Source organism: Paraburkholderia sp. TE9906, assembly GCF_056279605.1.
This window is the reverse complement of sequence record NZ_JBWCCT010000014.1, coordinates 15,719-31,789: the sequence shown is the minus strand read 5'-3', so window position 1 is coordinate 31,789 and position 16,071 is coordinate 15,719. Positions and strand designations below refer to the sequence as shown.

Genomic DNA, 16,071 nt, shown 5'->3' with positions numbered 1-16,071 from the left:
GCGTCACGCGTTTCATGCCGCCACACGAAATGATGCATTGCTTTCCATCGTCTTACTCGACAGGCAACCGGAAATTAGAATGCCGGGCTTGTTTTGTTAACCGCTCCCCAAGGAGCTCATCATGAAAATGGTTTCTCAGGTTGGATTCGGCGCGCTTTTGGCCGCCATGACTATCAGCACCGCGTTCGCGCAGACGCAGGCGCAGCCCAATGACCCGTCGGCGCCGAAAACGCGGGCGCAGGTCCGGGCCGATCTGATCGAGTGGCGTGCCGCCGGCTATGATCCGCTCGACTGGATCGACTACCCGGAAAATGCGCAGCGCGCGGGCCGCATCGTCGCGGCACGGCGCGCGCAGCAGGCGGGTGGGACGATAACGCAGTAACGCGCGGCGGGTTGACGGGCTGCACGCGACGACTGCAATGGTCGTCGGCGAATGCGGCCCTCGTACGCTGCCTCGACGGCTGGTGGCCTGCGTTTCGCCGGCAGGCCGAGGGGTGGCGTGTGCTTGCCGTGCGCCCGCATGGCCGGGTCAACTGAGTGCACCTTCAACCGTCGACTCGCCCTGTCGTAGCTCAGACCTTCCGAGTGCCGCCTGGCCGTACGCCTGCGCCGCCAGGCTGCTGCTCCTTCGCAACCACCCCGCCGCTCGGCTCACGCCCCTCTTGCCCCGTGCTCCCCGCGCAGGCAAGGTATCATCTCGCCCCTTCGACAAACCCCGCTGCCGGATTCCGAACGATGCCAATCTGGGTTGATGCCGACGCCTGTCCGGTCGTGATCAAAGACATGCTGTTTCGCGCCGCGCGCCGCACCGGCATGCCACTGACGCTGGTCGCCAACGCGTTTCTGCGCGTGCCGCCGTCGCCGCTGATCCGCACGATCCAGGTGCCCGCCGGCTTCGACGCCGCCGACGACCTGATCGCCGAGCGCGTCGTCGCGGGCGACCTCGTGATCACCGCCGACATCCCGCTCGCCGCCGCCGTCCTCGCAAAAAACGCCGAGGCGCTCGACCCGCGCGGCAACTGGTACACGCCCGGAACCATCGAAGAGCGGCTGCGCATGCGCTCGATGCTCGACCAGCTGCGCGCGAGCGGCGTCGATACGGGCGGCCCCGCCGCGTTCAGCGCACGCGACAGCAAGAGCTTCGCGGGCGAACTGGACCGCTGGCTCGCGCGCCAGCCGCCGCGCCCCGATGCGCCCTGATGCGCCGACGCCACACTCTCGCGGCGAACCGCCCGCCTGAGCCGCCTTTACACGCCGATTCGGCCACGCGGTACCGCGTGCGCCCGCCATTCATGATTACAATCCGCCCGTAGCCCCGCGCCGCGTCGGCCGGCAGCCCACCCGCCGGGCCGCTACGCCTCACCCGCCTCCACCACAAGAAACGCTTTCTGAACGACGAGAGACCCGCCTCATGGACTCGATAAAACGCTACTTCGGCTTCGACGCCGCCGGCACCAACCTGCGCACCGAAGTGCTCGCCGGGGTAACCACCTTCCTGACGATGGCTTACATCATCTTCGTCAATCCGGCGATTCTCGGCGACGCCGGCATGCCGAAGGACGCGGTGTTCGTCGCGACCTGCCTCGTGGCCGCGCTGGCCTCGCTGATCATGGGTCTGTACGCGAACTACCCGATCGCGCTCGCGCCCGGCATGGGCCTGAACGCGTACTTCGCGTACACCGTCGTCAAGGGCATGGGCTTCACCTGGCAGGCCGCGCTCGGCGCGGTGTTCATCTCCGGCTGCCTGTTTCTGATCGTCACGCTGTTCCGCGTGCGCGAAGTGATCGTCAAAGGTATCCCGCATTCGATACGCATTGCGATCACCGGCGGTATCGGCCTCTTCCTCGCGATCATTTCGCTGAAGGAAGCCGGCGTGGTGGTCAGCAGCCCGGCCACGCTCGTGACGCTCGGCAATTTGCACGAACCGCACGTGATTCTCGCGATGATCGGCTTCTTCGCGATCGTCACGCTCGACTACCTGCGGGTGCGCGGCGCGATCCTGATCGGCATCGTCGGCGTGACGGCGCTGAGCTTTTTCTTCGGCGGCAACCAGTTCCACGGCATCGTCTCCGCGCCGCCGTCGATCACGCCGACGCTATTCCAGCTCGACATTCGCGGCGCGCTGTCCACCGGCGTGCTGAACGTGGTGCTGGTGTTCTTCCTCGTCGAACTGTTCGATGCGACCGGCACGCTGATGGGCGTGGCCAATCGCGCGGGGCTGCTGGTCGAAGGCAAGATGCACCGCCTGAACCGCGCGCTGCTCGCCGACAGCACCGCGATTCTGGCCGGCTCGATGCTCGGCACCTCGTCGACCACCGCGTACATCGAAAGCGCGTCGGGCGTGCAGGCGGGCGGCCGTACTGGCGTCACCGCGATCACGGTCGCCGTGCTGTTCCTGCTGGCGCTCTTTTTCGCGCCGCTGGCGGGCGTCGTGCCCGCCTACGCGACCGCTCCAGCGCTGCTGTACGTGTCGTGCCTGATGCTGCGCGAAATGCTCGACCTGCCTTGGGACGACGCCACCGAAGTCGTGCCGGCCGCACTGACCGCGCTGCTGATGCCGTTCACCTACTCGATCGCCAACGGCGTCGCGTTCGGCTTCATCTCGTATGCCGGGCTGAAGCTGCTGACCGGGCAGGCGCGTCAGGTGAAGCTGGTGGTGTGGATCATCGCGGCGATTTTCCTGTTCCGTTATTTCTATCTCGGCAGCGAATAACCGGCGGGCGGAGGGCATGAGATCAGGTGTGGACCGCGCCGCATCTGATCCTGGATCAACGGTACTTTATTGAGAGCGCATTCCTGCTCTGGCACCGTTTATCATCGCGGGATTCAAGAATCGGATCGACCAGGTCGCAGGAGTCCCCATGTCCTACAGCCGCCCCGCGGACCGTTACACGCCGCCCGCGATTTTCTTTCACTGGGCCATTTTTCTGCTGGTCGCGCTGGCCTATCTGGCCATCGAAATACGCGGGCCGCGCGGCTCGGACAGCCGCGCGTTCTGGACCAGCGTGCATTTCTGGGCCGGCACGCTCGTGCTGGCTCTCGCCGTGCCGCGCCTGCTCTGGCGACTGTGGGCCGGCGCGCCGGAGGAACTCAGCGGCAACCGGCTGCTTGCGTTCGTCGCGCGCGCGGCGCATCTCGCGCTCTACGTGTTCATCTTTGCGCAGCCGCTGCTCGGCATTCTGATGGTCAATGCCGGTGGACGGCCGGTGAACCTCGCGTGGGTCAACGTCAGCTTTACGTTGGTAAGCGCTGATTCGATCGCGCGGCCCCTGCTCAAGGACGCGCACGAATGGCTCGGCAATCTGTTCTACTGGGTGATCGGCCTGCACGCGCTGGCGGCGATCGTGCATCACGTGATTTTCAAGGACCGGACGCTGCGGCGGATAGTCTGACTGGATGCCGCGCTCGTCGGCATCGCAAGTGTGCTCGCACGCGTTCACGCGGTGCGTGAAACGCCTGCATCGACCATGTGATTTTGCTGAGATGTGCCCGAGGCACCATCAGGCGCGCTCAGGAAGAACGACGGCACCGTTGGCCGCCGCCGGTTTCGGACGGCTCGCGCCGCGCGCGGCTTTCGACGGCCCGTGATTGACGCGCAGCTTTCCTGCTCGTTCGAGCTTGATGGCGTGAAAGTGTTTCGAGCACTTCCGGACGCCGGAAGCGCCCTCAGCCCTCGGCCTTAACCTCGGCCTTGCATCAATCAGTTACGCCAGTTCGCCTCGTAGAAGCGCACGTAGCCGCTGCGGAGCACGAGGCACTGCGCCCGCGTTTCCGACAGCAAACGACGCGTGGCGGCTTCGATCCGGGCGCGGTGCGCATCGAAGGCACCGACCATGTCTTCCAGACGCGGAGAGGCGGCGCCGAAGTGATCCTCGAGCGCCTCCGCCGTGATCATGCATTCCACCCTCTGCCCATCGACCATCGCCGGGAACGCCAAGGTAAGTTCGCGACCTGAATATTCAGGAGTTTCATTGGGGAATAGGATCTGCATGGGTTCACCTGGAAGGTTGGGCCGCGCATGGTGTGGCCAGGTAGTGCGCGCGCCGGTTGCATCTGATCGCGCCAGCAGCTTCCTCCTCCTTGTCCAATGCTGGCGACGCGGGCTCGTCACCCGCCGCGACGGCGCTGCAGTTCGCGCCGCGCGGAGGTGAATTGATTCACTTTAGACGAGTTCGGGCGGCGCGCAAGTTTTCCTTTTCGTTTGCCTGATTTTGGTGCCTCACGCGTATTTTTGCGGCACGCGGCCTGCACGTTTCCGGTGTTTTCGCTGCCGCGCGCCGCGCGTTTCGTCCTGTAAGATCGGGATTCGGCCACACGCGCGCATGCTGCGCTGCGGCATCGAACGGCGGGCCAAGTACCCGCCGCGCGTCCGATCACCGGAGACATGCCTTGATCCATCGTCCTGCTCATTGCCCTGATTCACCGGCCGGCATCGGCCGGCCCGATGTCATCGCGCAGGCTCACGCACGCTCGCTCGAAATCGGCCTGCGCGCGTCGGAAACGCCGGACTTTCAGCCGCTGCGGCGGCCCGCGCTGCGCGAGCTCGTCGAGCGCAATCAATCGCTTTATACGCATGCACTGCCCGTGATGGAGACGCTGCACGCGCAGATCGTCGACACGCAAAGCATGGTGCTGCTCACCGACAATCACGGCGTGATCCTGCACAGTCTCGGCGATAGCGACTTCGTCGAAAAAGCCAATCGCGTCGCGTTGTGTCCGGGCGTGTCGTGGGCCGAAGCGGATCGCGGCACCAATGCGATCGGCACCGCGCTGGTCGACCGGCAGCCGACCGTCGTGCATGCCGACGAGCATTTCCTGCACGCGAACCGCATTCTCACCTGCTCGTGTGCGCCGATTGCGGACCCGTTCGGGCGCACCATCGGCGCGCTCGACGTGAGCGGCGACACGCGCGGTTTTCATAAGCACACCCTGGCGCTCGTCAGGATGTCGGCACAGATGATTGAAAATCATCTGTTCTCCAATCAATTCGCCGACGCGATTCGCGTGCACTTTCACGCACGCGCGGAATTCATCGGTACGTTGTTCGAAGGGCTGGCGGCGTTCGCGCCGGACGGCGTGTTTCTGTCGGCAAACCGCAGCGCGCTGTTCCAGTTCGGGCAGCCGCTCGCCGAGCTGCAACGGCAACCGTTCGAGGCGCTGTTCGGCGTCGCCTTCGCGGCGCTGTTGCAGCAGATCGCCCGGGCGCCCGGCGAAAGCATCCTGTTGACGCTGCCAAGCGGCGTGCGGGTGGTCGCGCGCGGCGAATACGCGGCGCCGCGCCATGTTGCGCACGTCGTCGCGCCGGTGGAGGACAGCGGCGGCGCGATGCGGGCGCCGATGCCGGCCGGCGCCCGTCACGCGCCGCCGCGCTGCGCCGATCCCGCGCCGCCCGCCACGCTGGAGACGCTCGACACCGGCGACGCACAGGTCGCGGCTATTCTGCGGCGCGTCGCCAAGCTGCGTGGCCGCGACATCCCGATTCTCGTGCTCGGCAAAACCGGCACCGGCAAGGAATGGCTCGCGCGGGCGATCCATCACGACTCGCCACGGCGCGCCGCGCCATTCATCGCGCTGAATTGCGCGTCGCTGCCCGATACGCTGATCGAAGCGGAACTGTTCGGTTACGAGGACGGCGCGTTTACCGGCGCGAAGAAGCGCGGCAGCGTCGGCAAGATCGTGCAGGCGGACGGCGGCACGCTGTTTCTCGACGAGATCGGGGATATGCCGCTCGCGCAGCAGGTGCGTCTGATGCGTGTGCTGCAGGAACGCACCGTCGTGCCGCTCGGCGGGACGCGACCGATCCCGGTCGATCTGCGCATTGTCTGCGCGACCCACCGCAACCTGCGCGCGATGATCGACGCGGGCACCTTCCGCGAAGACCTGTACTACCGGATCAACGGCCTCGTCGTGACATTGCCGGCGCTGCGCGAGCGCACCGATCTGGCTGCGCTCGTCACGCGCATGCTGGCCTTGCAGCCGGAGGGCGAGCAGTTGCCGCGGCGTGTATCGGCTGCGGTGCTGGCGCGCTTCGAGCAATGCCGCTGGCCGGGTAATCTGCGGCAGCTGGCCAACGTGCTGCGCACCGCGAGCATCATGGCAGAAGGCGCGGAGCAGATCGAGGTGGACGATTTGCCGGATGACTTCTTGCCGGATTGTGTCGATGCAGCGGATGCGGCTAGTGTGCAGGCGGCAAGCTCAGGTAACGATGTGGATGGCGCCGCTGCGGGAACCGTGCGTGGCGCGCCAGCGCGGATGGAAGATTGGCAGGCCACGCTGATCGCCCGGACGCTCGCGCGGCTTGACGGCAATGTGTCTGCAGCGGCGCGGGAGTTGGGGCTCGCGCGCAACACGGTGTACCGGTATTTGCGGCGCGCAGGGACGACGCATTGATGTGGCGCGGGGATCGTGATCGAGCGGTGATTGCTGAGGCGCGCAGCGGTGCGTTCTGCCTTTGACGTGAAGCGCACGCTCGAATGCGCGTGCTGCGAGCGGCAAATGCCCAGCTCAATCAGCCACAACCACGAAGCGACAAATCCCGCCCCGTCCATCCCGTGTAAAGTGTCGCGCACGCAGCCACCCCACGTCACACGATGTCCGATCCAACCCGCCCGCCTCGCGTTCGCATCGAGCCGCTCGGCCAGAGCTTCGAAGCGCCCGATTCGCTGACCATCCTCGAAGCCGCCGGCTTCGCGAATCTGCGTCTGCCACGCTCATGTCGTAACGGCACATGCCGGACCTGCATCTGCAAGATGACCGCCGGCCGCGTGCGCTACACGATCGAATGGCCGGGTCTGAGCCGCGAAGAAAAGGTCGAAGGCTATATCCTGCCGTGCGTGGCGATCGCGGAAACCGACGTGGTGATCGAAGCGCCGGACGCCGTCGACATGCCGTCGTCGCGATAAACCGCTGCGCGGCCGCAACCTCGTGCATCACGTCGCGGCGCGCGCACTCTAGGTCACGAGCCGCTGGCGTGCACTCATCGCAAGCAGGCCTTAACGCCCGTTGCCCATCGCGCGGGCGATTTTCCTGTCGGTGTTGTACTGGCTCAACGCATACACCGACCAGATCGCGGCCGGAATCCAGCCGATCAGCGTGATCTGCAAAATCAGACAGATGATGCCGGCAAACGGGCGGCCGATCGTGAAGAACTGCAACCACGGCAGAATGATGGCAAGCAATAAACGCATTCAGATTTCCTGTTGGTCGTGCATGACGGCGCGCGTTCGTCCGGGCCCCGATGAGCCGAGGCGAGAGGAACTGAACACCCGCGCCAGGTCAGATCGGTGCGAAGCGCGGCACCATGGCGCCGTTCTGCTCGATCAGTTCGAAAAACACCGAAGCGGGACGCGTCCAGATCGTACCATTGGCCGCTTTGTAGACGATCATCGTGACCGTCGGATCGGACTCCAGCGTCGCCTCGCAAACCAGTTCGTAAATTCCGCCTTTGTAGTGCCGGTAACGCACCATTGCCATCCTCCTCGTGATTGAAAACCGCCACGCCTCGGCGCGGCGACGGGCGAACCGCCCGCGAAGGAAACCTCCTTCTTCCAGGCGTCACCCGCCCTCTTTCATCTGCTTCAGAATCTTGTAGACCGTCGCGCGCCCCATCGTCAGCACGGCGGCCACGTAGTTCGCCGAACTGCGCCCGCGAAACGCGCCCTGCGCGTGCAGCGCCTCGACGATTTCCCGCTTGTGTTCGCGCGTGAGCGCATTGATGCCGATCTGCCGCTCGCGCAGCCACGTATGCAGATACGTGTTGATGCGGTCCTGCCAGTCGTCGCGGAACAGGTCTTCCGAGGGCGCGTCCGACAGGCTGCCGCCCTTGATGAACAGATCGAGTGTCGAGCGCACGTCCTCGAACACCGCGATATTGAAGTTGACGCACAACATGCCCGCGGGCTTGCCGTCGTCATCGAACAGGATGTTGCTCACGCAACGCATGCGCCGGCCATCCCAGTTGAGTTTCTCGTACGGTCCGATCGTCTGCCCGCGCGCCGCGTAATGGACCTCGTCGAGCACCGACGGCCCGCCGACTTCGAGCTTCGACAGATTGTTCACGAGGTACGCGATGGTCTGATCGCGCAGGTCGTGAATCACCACTTCGGCACAGGGATAGAGGAGCGCCGCGATGCCGTCGGCGATCGGAGCGTAACGCTGCAGCAGCAGGTCTTTCACGGGAGACACGTTTGTGTTGCGCATGGGAAATCGCAGTGTTCGAAGGATGCGGCGCGGGTTGCGCCCGCGCCGGGTGGTGAAAATGCGCCGATGCCAATACCGAAGGCGGAGCCGGTGCTGGGACGAACCCCCGCCCGCGGCAACTCGCCATTGTAGCCACCCCGCCCCTCCCTCGCGACCGCCGTACGGGCCGCCCGGATCAAAACCCGCCACGCGCCCGTTTGACGTTCCACCGGGACCCGGCGATTTTTTTCCACGTGGCGAGGTGATTTTTTTCATGCGATAACAGAGCCATTCACCCCACGGAGCTACAGATGGCCACGCTCGAAGCGTTTCGCACCGTGCTCGACGACGAAGGCACGCCCGAAATCATCCGCAATCACATCATCGATTCGCTCCAATACGCGCTGCGCAATCACGGGCAGATCTTCACGTCGAAAGAGGTCGAATGGCTGGCCAGTTGGGACGACGCCCGCATCCCGCTCGCCGCCGCGCGAGAATTGCAGAAACGCGTCGCTGAAACGTCGCGCTAGAACGCGTCCGGGCCACCGCGGTCCGCCTTCGGTTCGGCGCGTCGCGAGGCACACACGGCGCCCCGCTCATGCGCGGCGCACCGTCAGTGTCCCGCCGGATATTGCCCAAAGCCCCGCCAGACGGGCGATTTGCCCGTGCTCGGAACTTTCTGCTATCTAATTAGCCCCATTTAGGGCATCATATTGGAATAGCTGTATCCGCATTCGTAGCACCGGCAACATCAGGCAACAGCTGCAGGCAGTCTCAAACCGGCATCTCCGCACCACCCCCGACTGTTCGACCGCCGCCCGTCGGCGATCCCGTCACTCCGGCAATGCGCTGCATGCATTCGCCGTCGCGAGTTGTACAGCTGAGCGGTTCAGCTTTACGCGCCCGATGTCTGCGCGACTTCAGCGTGTTTCTTCTCCATCGAATCCGCGATTTTGCGCGGCCGCGCTCAAGCCCTTGCCATGGGGCCTATGCCAACTTTTTCCATGGCGGCGCGCCCTTGGGTGCAGCGCCGCCGGCCTGTCGTGCCGCGCGTAACACACGCGTGACATGTCGGCCACGTAATACAGGACACATGCTTCATGAATTCAGTTGTCAAGACGTACAAGGGTTACGAAATTCACCCGCTCGTCTATCCGCGCCGCCCGGCTCAGGGGCAGACGGGCCGCAATCCCGATGCGGGCTACGACGCGTCGGTGCGCATCTGCCGCGTGGGCGCGAACGCCGCGGCCGACGGCCGGGTGTTCCGTTTGCAGTATCTGTTTCCGTTCGACGGCACGGGCAAGGCGCGCATCGCGTGCATGGCTCACGCCGAACAACTGATCGACGGCCGTGTGGACGGCCAGTCCGTCGCCGATCTTTGAGCGGTACTATCAGCGCATAGGCTGATGCCGCAAGCGCAGCGGGTCTGAAAACCCGCTGTCAACCGTATCCAATGCTGTGCCGCCCGGCTTTGCGGGCGACCCGGCAACCCGTTATCCCATCGACCAGGAGTTATGCATGGCGAAAGAAGAACTGCTTGAACTTGACGGTATCGTCGACGAAGTACTTCCGGACAGCCGTTACCGCGTGACGCTCGACAACGGCGTCGTGGTTGGCGCTTATGCGTCCGGACGCATGCGCAAGAACCACATCCGCATTCTCGCGGGCGACCGCGTGACGCTGGAACTGTCGGTCTACGATCTGACCAAAGGCCGGATCAATTTCCGTCACAAAGACGAGCGCGCCACCGGTGGCGGCGGCGCCCGCAATACGCAATTCCGTCGCCGTTAAAGGCTTGACGGCACGCTGACCGCGCTGTGCGCGGTCAGCGTGTGATCGTTGCGATCGAGTTGTATGCGAAGCCTTTCGCGCGCCTTCTCCGGCTTGACTCGCTGACCGGTTGATTCGAGCCTGAGCGGCGCGTCTCGGCGTCGTATGAATGTGCACGTGCTGTGCAGGGCGGCCCGCCGAAGGTCGTTCAGGTGGATCGACTCGGGTGGCTTGCTCACGCGTGCGTCGTTCACTTTCGCTCTGCAGTGCAAGCTGTGCGGCCACGCAAGCGTACAAGACGCTGCGCGCGGCCTCTGGCGCACGCGCCGCTGCGCACGTTGCTTCAGCAGTGCGCCCTTTCGCATTTTCAGCGGATGTTACGCGTCTCCGTGCGCCGCCCCGCTTCTTCTCTACAGCCCGAACACCGCCCCGAGATCCTCTCCGGCGGCGCTTTTGCGCACCTGCTCCACCACCCGCTCTTCCAGTTCCGACAGATGCTCCCGCATCGCCGTCAGTGCCGCGGCCAGGTCGCCGGCATCGAGCGCGTCGATGATCCGCGCGTGCTCGTCGGCGGAACAGGCCGAACCTTTCGACGGGTCGAACAGCGCCTTGTACAACTCGGTCTTCGCGACCAGTTGCCCGACCAGTCCGAGCAGTTCGGTGCCGCCCGCCAGTTCCGTCAGCAGCACGTGAAACTGGCCGGCGAGGCGTACGGATTCATCGATGGCTGCCGTGCGCAAGGCCTTCTCTTCACTGCGCACATGCGCGCGCAGACGGCGCTTGTGCGCGGCGCTCAACGACCCGCACAACGCCGCGACAATCCCCGCCTCGACGATCTGCCGCGCGCGGTACACCTGGCGAATGTCCTCTTCCGACGGCGAAGGCACGAACGCGCCGCGATTCGCTTCGAGCACCAGCTTGCCCTCGAAGCCGAGCCGCGCCAGCACCTTGCGCAGCGCGCCGCGCGTGCAGCCGAACGCGGCCGCGAGATCGCGCTCGACCAGTTGCGCGCCGGGCCGTAGACGCCCTTGCAGCAATGCCGTGGTAATCGACGCGTAAATACGCGCTTCGACGCTGGGCGTATCGTCGCCCGTTGGGGTACCGATGGGTGTTTCGGTGTCGGTGGCGGCCGGCGGAGACCGGCGGGAGCGTGGGGCCATAGATTCGGTAAGCGGGAACGAAGCGATCTCGACCGGCATTCTAGCCGCGGCAAGGCGCCGATGCCGGCACAAAACAATTCCATCGCAATTTTGCGCGGCGAGGGCGCGGCGCGCCTGACACCCCGATCAAGCGCCAAGGATTCGAAACGGGGCCACAGTTCAGCGCACGCTGACGCGGCGCATCGGGTCCACGCTTCATGGAAATGCGGTGCGCGAATGCATCGCCATCACGCTGACCGACTTGACTGGCACCGCAACCGACCGATGCCGACTGCATTGCGCTCGTGCGCCACAAAGACCGCTCGGTAGCCATTCGTTCGTGCTGATTTCGGCTTGCTGTCTCGTCATTCACCGAACATTGCGGCATGCCTGGACGTCATAGGCAACGCTCCACCTATGACGCGAGCTATACCCGTCATCACAAAAATGGTTAACCATAGAATGATATTATGGTTGACCAAAACGAACTCGAGACATTTCTTTTCGATTCCGGTAACCGCGCATGGCGGCGCTCGCCCAGTCCACTCACCGGCCGTGCCGTTGCAGCGTGACTGCCGCGCATCGCTCAGTCCGCCGCCCACCTTCCGCATTCAGGTCCATCGTGAATACGCACTCCAGCGCAAGCCCCACTCATCCTCCATCCGACCATGCCTCCCCCTCCACACTGCTGACGTGGCACGACATCGTATGGCTCGGCGCGATCGTCGTGATCGGCATCAATCTGCGCCCGCTGCTGACTTCGATCAGCCCACTGATGACGACGATCCGCGACGCCACAGGCCTCAGCTTCTACGGCGCGTCGCTGCTGACCAGCCTGCCGGTCGTCGCGATGGGGCTCGGCGCGTTCGGCGCGGGCGCGCTGACTCGCGGGGTCGGCGAAACGCGCGGCGTCGCGCTCGGCCTGCTGGCGATCGCGCTGGCCTGCGCGGCAAGATGGACGGCGTCGAGCGGCGCCGCACTGCTCGCGACGGCGATACTCGCGGGCGCGGGCGTCGCGGCGATCCAGGCGCTGCTGCCTGCCGTCATGAAGCAGCGTTTTCACGCGCGCGTGCCCTTGGCGATGGGCGTGTTCTCAGCGTCGATCATGGGCGGCGGCGGGCTCGGCGCGAGCCTGAGCCCGTGGGTGAGCCACGCGGCGCGGTCGTGGCACGCGGGGCTCGCGGTATGGGCAGTGCCGGCGTGCGTCGCATTGCCCGGCTGGTGGGCCTTCAATCGCCGCGCTTCACGCCGAACCGCACACCAGGCCGGCGCTGCGCAGGCCATCACGCTTTCACTCTGGAACAAACGGCGCGCGTGGACGCTCGGCCTGTACTTCGGCATCGTCAACGGCGGCTATACGAGCCTCGTCGCCTGGTTGCCGGCGTTCTATCAGCAACGCGGCGCGAGCGTCGCGGCGAGCGGCTCGCTGCTGGCGAGCATGACCGTCTTCCAGGCCGCGGCGGCGTTGCTGCTGCCGCTCGCCGCAGCGTCGTTCCGTGATCGGCGGCCGTGGCTGATGCTGGGATTGTCCGCGCAACTGTTCGGACTGCTGGGCCTGATCGCCTGGCCCGACGCCGCGCCGCTGCTGTGGGTCGGCGTCGCGGGCGCGGGGCTCGGCGGGACTTTTTCGCTGACGCTCGTCACCGCGATGGATCACTCGACCGATCATCGCGTGGCCGGCAAGCTGGTCGCGTTCACGCAAGGCGTCGGCTTTATCGTGGCGGCCATCGCGCCAGTCGTGGCCGGCTTCGTGCGCGGCTGGAGCGGCGGTTTCGGCGCCGCCTGGGTCATGCTGGCCGTCTGCGTCGCCGCGATGATGGCGCTGACGCTGCTGTTTTCGCCGCGCAGCTACGGACGGTGGCGCTGACGGCATGGGCGGCGCGCCGATGCGCCGCTTCGGTGCATCGAACGGACGTGCCCCGTGCGGGTGCAGCGGCGCGCGCCGGTCCATGCGGACGCCGCCGCCAACCCCATGATTGCCTTACAGTCACACCCAAGGGCGCCGCTTGGCATATCTGTTGCTTTGACAGTAGTCAGCCGTCGATAAACCCTACCCCATGCTGCGTGTTCTCCTCGTCACCGATACCGACAAACCGATCGGCGATCTGCGCGATGCCCTCGCCCGGCTCGGCTGTGAGATGCTGGCCGGCACGGCGACACCCCAGGCGCTGCATCGCGCGGTGCAGAACGAGCGGCCCGACGTCATCATCATCGACACGGAGTCGCCGTCGCGCGACACGCTCGAACAGCTCGCGGTGATGAACGCCACCGCGCCGCGCCCGGTGCTGATGTTCAGCCACGACGCCAACCAGCAGTTGATCCGCGACGCGGTCAATGCGGGCGTCACCGCCTATCTCGTCGAAGGCCTCGCGACGGAGCGGCTCGCGCCGATTCTCGAAGTCGCGCTCGCGCGTTTCGCACAGGAATCGCAGTTGCGCGAACGGCTCGCACAGGTCGAGAACGAACTGGCCGAACGCAAGCTGATCGACCGCGCCAAACGCCTGCTGATGGATCAGCAGAAGATCACCGAACCCGCTGCCTACGCCTGCCTGCGCAAACGCGCGATGAACGAGGGCGTCAAACTCGCCGAAGTCGCGCGCGCGGTCGTCGCGTCGGCCGACTCGCTCAAATGAAGCGCCGCTCATGACTACTCCCGCTCCCCTCGCCGCGCCGCCCGCATCGTCTCTCGCGGGGCGGCTCGAAAAGACCCACTTGCGGCTCGGCTTCGTGGCGCTGTCCGACGCCGCGCCGCTCATCGCCGCGAAGCTGCTCGAGTTCGGCCACGCGCACGGCCTGACGCTCGAACTCCTGCGTCAGCCGTCATGGGCCGCCGTGCGCGACAAACTGCTGTCGGGCGATCTCGACGCGGCGCACGCGCTGTATGGGCTCGTCTACGGCGTGGAGCTCGGCCTCGGCGCGCCGCGCACGGAAATGGCGGTGCTGATGGTGCTCAACCGCAACGGCCAGGCCATCACGCTGTCGAACCGTCTCGCCGATGCGCTCGCCGAACGCGGCACGCTGCCTCGGGCGCTGGCGGCGCTCGGCCGCAAGCCGGTGTTCGCGCAGACCTTCCCGACCGGCACGCATGCGATGTGGCTGTATTACTGGCTCGCATCGCAAGGCGTCGATCCGCTGCGTGATATCGAAAGCGTCGTGATTCCGCCGCCGCAAATGGTCGCGGCGCTCGCCGACGACAAGCTCGACGGCCTGTGTGTCGGCGAGCCGTGGAATGCGCTCGCCGAAGCGCAACAGGTCGGCAGAACGGTGGCGTACACGAGCGAGGTGTGGCCCGATCATCCCGAGAAGGTGCTCGCGTGCCGGCGCGATTTCGTCGATACGCATCCGAACGCAACCCGCGCGCTCGTGCAAACGATGCTCGAAGCGTGCCGCTGGCTCGACGGCGCAGGGCATCGCGAGGACATCGCGCGCTGGCTTGCGCGGCCCGAGTACATCGGCATCGATGAAACACAGATCGCGGCGCGGCTCGGCGCACATGCGCAGGCAGGCGCCGGCCACGACGACGCCGCCGTCTCGCCGCGCAATCCGCCGGTGCGATTCTTCGACGACGGCACGGTCAACTATCCGCATCCCTTCGAAGGCGCGTGGTTTCTCACGCAGTTCGAACGCTGGGGCATGATCGACGCGCGTACGGATTACGCGCAGATCGCGGCGCGGATCAATCAGACGCAGTTGTATCGCGAGGCGGCCGCGCGCGTGAACGTGGCGGTAGCCGATGAGGAGATGACGCGGGTGTTGATCGACGGTGAGGTGTGGGGCAGCGGCGCGTCGTCGGCCGCTTACGCGCAGCGCTTTCCGATTCGCCGCTAGCGGATGGCGCGCAGATAAGGTGCGTGAGCGGCTCCCGCCGCCCAACGCGCCTCGTGCATCGATTCGTTACACGCGTGATGCCCCCGCTAATCGCGCGGATATCACGCAGTCCGAACTAGAAATTGAAGTTGTCGATATTGCTCGCGTCGAACGTGGTCGGCGGTCCGAGAATGATTTCGCCTTGCGGCCCGATCGTGCGCTTGCCGAGCTTGCCGGCGTCGAACGACTCGCCCTCCTTGCCGCTGATCGCGCCCGACGACAACGCCGCCGCGGCGTAAGCCGCGAGGTAGCCGAGCTGGTTCGGATCCCACAGCTGGAACGCTTTCACGGTGCCGTTCTTCACGAACGCGCGCATCTGGTTCGGCGTGCCGAGACCGGTGACCGCGACCTTGCCCTTGCTCGACGACGTCGAGATATAACGCGCGGCTGCGGCAATGCCGACCGTCGTCGGCGCGACAATCGCCTTCAGGTTCGGATACGCCTGCAACAGACCCTGTGTTTCGACGAACGACTTCTGATCGTCGTCGTTACCGTAGGCGATTTTCACGAGCTTGATCTTCGAGTACTCGGGCTTCTTCAATTCCTCCTGCATCCACTTGATCCACGTGTTCTGGTTGGTCGCGTTCGGCGTGGCCGACAGCACCGCAAACTCGCCCTCGCCGCCCATCAGCTTCGCCACCAGTTGCACCTGGCCACGGCCGATGCCTTCCGCGTTCGCCTGATTGACGAACAGCTGGCGGCCTTCGGGTGCGGTGTCCGAGTCGAAGGTCACGACCTTGATGCCTTGACCCATCGCTTTCTTCAGATACGGCACCACCGCATTCGCGTCGTTGGCGGCGATCACGATCGCGTCCTGACGCTGCGTGATCAGCGTGTTGATGTACTGCACCTGCGACGACGCGCCCGCATCCGACGGCCCCACCACCTTGCCCACGCCTTTGAACTCCTTGATCGCGGCCATGCCGCCGTCGTCGGCGATCACTTCGTACGGGTTGTTGATCTGCTTCGGCACGAAGGCGATTTTCAGGCCGCTTTTCAGCTCCGCGGCGGACGCCATGCAACTGGCCGCGAGCAACGCGGCGCAGAGTGCGGCCGTGCCGGTGTGACGTAGAAGAGGTTTGAACATGAAGTGTCTCCTGCCTTGTTGTTGGACGTG

The 16,071-nt window shown here is 65.5% G+C and carries 19 protein-coding genes; 12 read left to right on the top strand and 7 right to left on the bottom strand.

The window, feature by feature from the left end; translation table 11 throughout:
• Positions 1–121 precede the first annotated feature (121 nt).
• From ACZ9H4_RS29130 to ACZ9H4_RS29115, 4 genes are all read left to right on the top strand, one after another.
• Positions 122–382, top strand: a complete 261-nt coding sequence (locus tag ACZ9H4_RS29130; RefSeq protein ID WP_476122105.1) for a DUF4148 domain-containing protein — start codon at positions 122–124, stop codon at positions 380–382.
• Positions 383–735: 353 nt separating this feature from the next.
• Complete coding sequence (locus tag ACZ9H4_RS29125) at positions 736–1,200, top strand: YaiI/YqxD family protein (protein WP_476122103.1); 465 nt, start codon at positions 736–738, stop codon at positions 1,198–1,200.
• A gap of 211 nt (positions 1,201–1,411) precedes the next feature.
• A complete protein-coding gene (locus ACZ9H4_RS29120; RefSeq protein ID WP_408138694.1) occupies positions 1,412–2,713 on the top strand; it encodes an NCS2 family permease in 1,302 nt (433 codons plus the stop codon).
• Between the two features lie 148 nt (positions 2,714–2,861).
• Entirely contained in the window at positions 2,862–3,392 is a 531-nt protein-coding gene (locus tag ACZ9H4_RS29115) for a cytochrome b (RefSeq protein ID WP_408156911.1), read from the top strand.
• A gap of 308 nt (positions 3,393–3,700) precedes the next feature.
• Here the strand turns inward: ACZ9H4_RS29115 and ACZ9H4_RS29110 are convergent, their stop codons facing one another.
• Positions 3,701–3,991 (bottom strand): DUF1488 family protein, encoded by a 291-nt coding sequence (locus ACZ9H4_RS29110; protein ID WP_028194698.1) that lies wholly within the window; start codon positions 3,989–3,991, stop codon positions 3,701–3,703.
• Positions 3,992–4,107: 116 nt separating this feature from the next.
• Positions 4,108–4,398, bottom strand: a complete 291-nt coding sequence (locus tag ACZ9H4_RS29105; protein WP_476122100.1) for a hypothetical protein — start codon at positions 4,396–4,398, stop codon at positions 4,108–4,110.
• Here ACZ9H4_RS29105 and ACZ9H4_RS29100 point away from each other — a divergent pair.
• Positions 4,390–6,390 (top strand): sigma-54-dependent Fis family transcriptional regulator, encoded by a 2,001-nt coding sequence (locus tag ACZ9H4_RS29100; protein ID WP_476122098.1) that lies wholly within the window; start codon positions 4,390–4,392, stop codon positions 6,388–6,390. The two genes, ACZ9H4_RS29105 and ACZ9H4_RS29100, sit on opposite strands and share 9 nt — an antisense overlap.
• Before the next feature lie 200 nt (positions 6,391–6,590).
• Positions 6,591–6,902, top strand: a complete 312-nt coding sequence (locus tag ACZ9H4_RS29095; RefSeq protein ID WP_408138701.1) for a 2Fe-2S iron-sulfur cluster-binding protein — start codon at positions 6,591–6,593, stop codon at positions 6,900–6,902.
• Positions 6,903–6,992: 90 nt separating this feature from the next.
• Here the strand turns inward: ACZ9H4_RS29095 and ACZ9H4_RS29090 are convergent, their stop codons facing one another.
• From ACZ9H4_RS29090 to ACZ9H4_RS29080, 3 genes are all read right to left on the bottom strand, one after another.
• Positions 6,993–7,187, bottom strand: coding sequence for a YqaE/Pmp3 family membrane protein (locus ACZ9H4_RS29090; protein ID WP_168663758.1), 195 nt, complete (start codon positions 7,185–7,187; stop codon positions 6,993–6,995).
• Positions 7,188–7,275: 88 nt separating this feature from the next.
• On the bottom strand, positions 7,276–7,467 hold the full coding sequence (locus ACZ9H4_RS29085) for a DUF1653 domain-containing protein (protein ID WP_408138703.1): 192 nt from the start codon (positions 7,465–7,467) through the stop codon (positions 7,276–7,278).
• A gap of 87 nt (positions 7,468–7,554) precedes the next feature.
• Positions 7,555–8,199, bottom strand: a complete 645-nt coding sequence (locus ACZ9H4_RS29080) for a helix-turn-helix transcriptional regulator (protein WP_408138705.1) — start codon at positions 8,197–8,199, stop codon at positions 7,555–7,557.
• 290 nt (positions 8,200–8,489) lie between these two features.
• Here ACZ9H4_RS29080 and ACZ9H4_RS29075 point away from each other — a divergent pair, with 290 nt between their 5' ends.
• The 3 genes from ACZ9H4_RS29075 (at position 8,490) to infA (ending at position 9,969) form a co-directional block, all read left to right on the top strand.
• Positions 8,490–8,708 (top strand): hypothetical protein, encoded by a 219-nt coding sequence (locus tag ACZ9H4_RS29075; protein WP_121323027.1) that lies wholly within the window; start codon positions 8,490–8,492, stop codon positions 8,706–8,708.
• Between the two features lie 570 nt (positions 8,709–9,278).
• Positions 9,279–9,560, top strand: a complete 282-nt coding sequence (locus ACZ9H4_RS29070; protein ID WP_121323029.1) for a hypothetical protein — start codon at positions 9,279–9,281, stop codon at positions 9,558–9,560.
• A 136-nt stretch (positions 9,561–9,696) separates the two neighbouring features.
• The gene (infA, locus tag ACZ9H4_RS29065) at positions 9,697–9,969 is read left to right on the top strand and encodes a translation initiation factor IF-1 (RefSeq protein ID WP_012427521.1); all 273 of its coding nucleotides are present in this window, start codon (positions 9,697–9,699) and stop codon (positions 9,967–9,969) included.
• 389 nt (positions 9,970–10,358) lie between these two features.
• Here the strand turns inward: infA and ACZ9H4_RS29060 are convergent, their stop codons facing one another.
• Positions 10,359–11,108, bottom strand: coding sequence for a GntR family transcriptional regulator (locus ACZ9H4_RS29060; RefSeq protein ID WP_408152112.1), 750 nt, complete (start codon positions 11,106–11,108; stop codon positions 10,359–10,361).
• Between the two features lie 601 nt (positions 11,109–11,709).
• Between ACZ9H4_RS29060 and ACZ9H4_RS29055 the strand changes: the two genes are divergently transcribed.
• The 3 genes from ACZ9H4_RS29055 to ACZ9H4_RS29045 all read left to right on the top strand — a co-directional run bounded on the left by ACZ9H4_RS29055 (position 11,710) and on the right by ACZ9H4_RS29045 (position 14,915).
• Positions 11,710–12,954: a cyanate transporter gene (locus ACZ9H4_RS29055; RefSeq protein ID WP_476122092.1), complete on the top strand. Its 1,245-nt coding sequence runs from the start codon at positions 11,710–11,712 to the stop codon at positions 12,952–12,954.
• A gap of 190 nt (positions 12,955–13,144) precedes the next feature.
• Positions 13,145–13,720: an ANTAR domain-containing response regulator gene (locus ACZ9H4_RS29050; RefSeq protein WP_408138710.1), complete on the top strand. Its 576-nt coding sequence runs from the start codon at positions 13,145–13,147 to the stop codon at positions 13,718–13,720.
• A 10-nt stretch (positions 13,721–13,730) separates the two neighbouring features.
• Positions 13,731–14,915: a CmpA/NrtA family ABC transporter substrate-binding protein gene (locus tag ACZ9H4_RS29045; protein ID WP_476122090.1), complete on the top strand. Its 1,185-nt coding sequence runs from the start codon at positions 13,731–13,733 to the stop codon at positions 14,913–14,915.
• Positions 14,916–15,030: 115 nt separating this feature from the next.
• Here ACZ9H4_RS29045 and rhaS read toward each other — a convergent pair whose 3' ends face one another.
• A complete protein-coding gene (gene rhaS / locus ACZ9H4_RS29040) occupies positions 15,031–16,041 on the bottom strand; it encodes a rhamnose ABC transporter substrate-binding protein (protein WP_408138712.1) in 1,011 nt (336 codons plus the stop codon).
• Positions 16,042–16,071 lie beyond the last annotated feature (30 nt).

Bases quoted from the DNA above. Each gene is read 5' to 3' on its own strand.
- rhaS (WP_408138712.1), bottom strand. From the start codon at position 16,041: ATGTTCAAACCTCTTCTACGTCACACCGGCACGGCCGCACTCTGCGCC.
- ACZ9H4_RS29050 (WP_408138710.1), top strand. From the start codon at position 13,145: ATGCTGCGTGTTCTCCTCGTCACCGATACCGACAAACCGATCGGCGAT.
- ACZ9H4_RS29115 (WP_408156911.1), top strand. From the start codon at position 2,862: ATGTCCTACAGCCGCCCCGCGGACCGTTACACGCCGCCCGCGATTTTC.
- ACZ9H4_RS29120 (WP_408138694.1), top strand. From the start codon at position 1,412: ATGGACTCGATAAAACGCTACTTCGGCTTCGACGCCGCCGGCACCAAC.
- ACZ9H4_RS29110 (WP_028194698.1), bottom strand. From the start codon at position 3,991: ATGCAGATCCTATTCCCCAATGAAACTCCTGAATATTCAGGTCGCGAA.
- ACZ9H4_RS29080 (WP_408138705.1), bottom strand. From the start codon at position 8,199: ATGCGCAACACAAACGTGTCTCCCGTGAAAGACCTGCTGCTGCAGCGT.
- ACZ9H4_RS29125 (WP_476122103.1), top strand. From the start codon at position 736: ATGCCAATCTGGGTTGATGCCGACGCCTGTCCGGTCGTGATCAAAGAC.
- ACZ9H4_RS29105 (WP_476122100.1), bottom strand. From the start codon at position 4,398: ATGGATCAAGGCATGTCTCCGGTGATCGGACGCGCGGCGGGTACTTGG.
- ACZ9H4_RS29095 (WP_408138701.1), top strand. From the start codon at position 6,591: ATGTCCGATCCAACCCGCCCGCCTCGCGTTCGCATCGAGCCGCTCGGC.
- ACZ9H4_RS29090 (WP_168663758.1), bottom strand. From the start codon at position 7,187: ATGCGTTTATTGCTTGCCATCATTCTGCCGTGGTTGCAGTTCTTCACG.
- ACZ9H4_RS29070 (WP_121323029.1), top strand. From the start codon at position 9,279: ATGAATTCAGTTGTCAAGACGTACAAGGGTTACGAAATTCACCCGCTC.
- infA (WP_012427521.1), top strand. From the start codon at position 9,697: ATGGCGAAAGAAGAACTGCTTGAACTTGACGGTATCGTCGACGAAGTA.
- ACZ9H4_RS29075 (WP_121323027.1), top strand. From the start codon at position 8,490: ATGGCCACGCTCGAAGCGTTTCGCACCGTGCTCGACGACGAAGGCACG.
- ACZ9H4_RS29045 (WP_476122090.1), top strand. From the start codon at position 13,731: ATGACTACTCCCGCTCCCCTCGCCGCGCCGCCCGCATCGTCTCTCGCG.
- ACZ9H4_RS29085 (WP_408138703.1), bottom strand. From the start codon at position 7,467: ATGGTGCGTTACCGGCACTACAAAGGCGGAATTTACGAACTGGTTTGC.
- ACZ9H4_RS29130 (WP_476122105.1), top strand. From the start codon at position 122: ATGAAAATGGTTTCTCAGGTTGGATTCGGCGCGCTTTTGGCCGCCATG.
- ACZ9H4_RS29060 (WP_408152112.1), bottom strand. From the start codon at position 11,108: ATGGCCCCACGCTCCCGCCGGTCTCCGCCGGCCGCCACCGACACCGAA.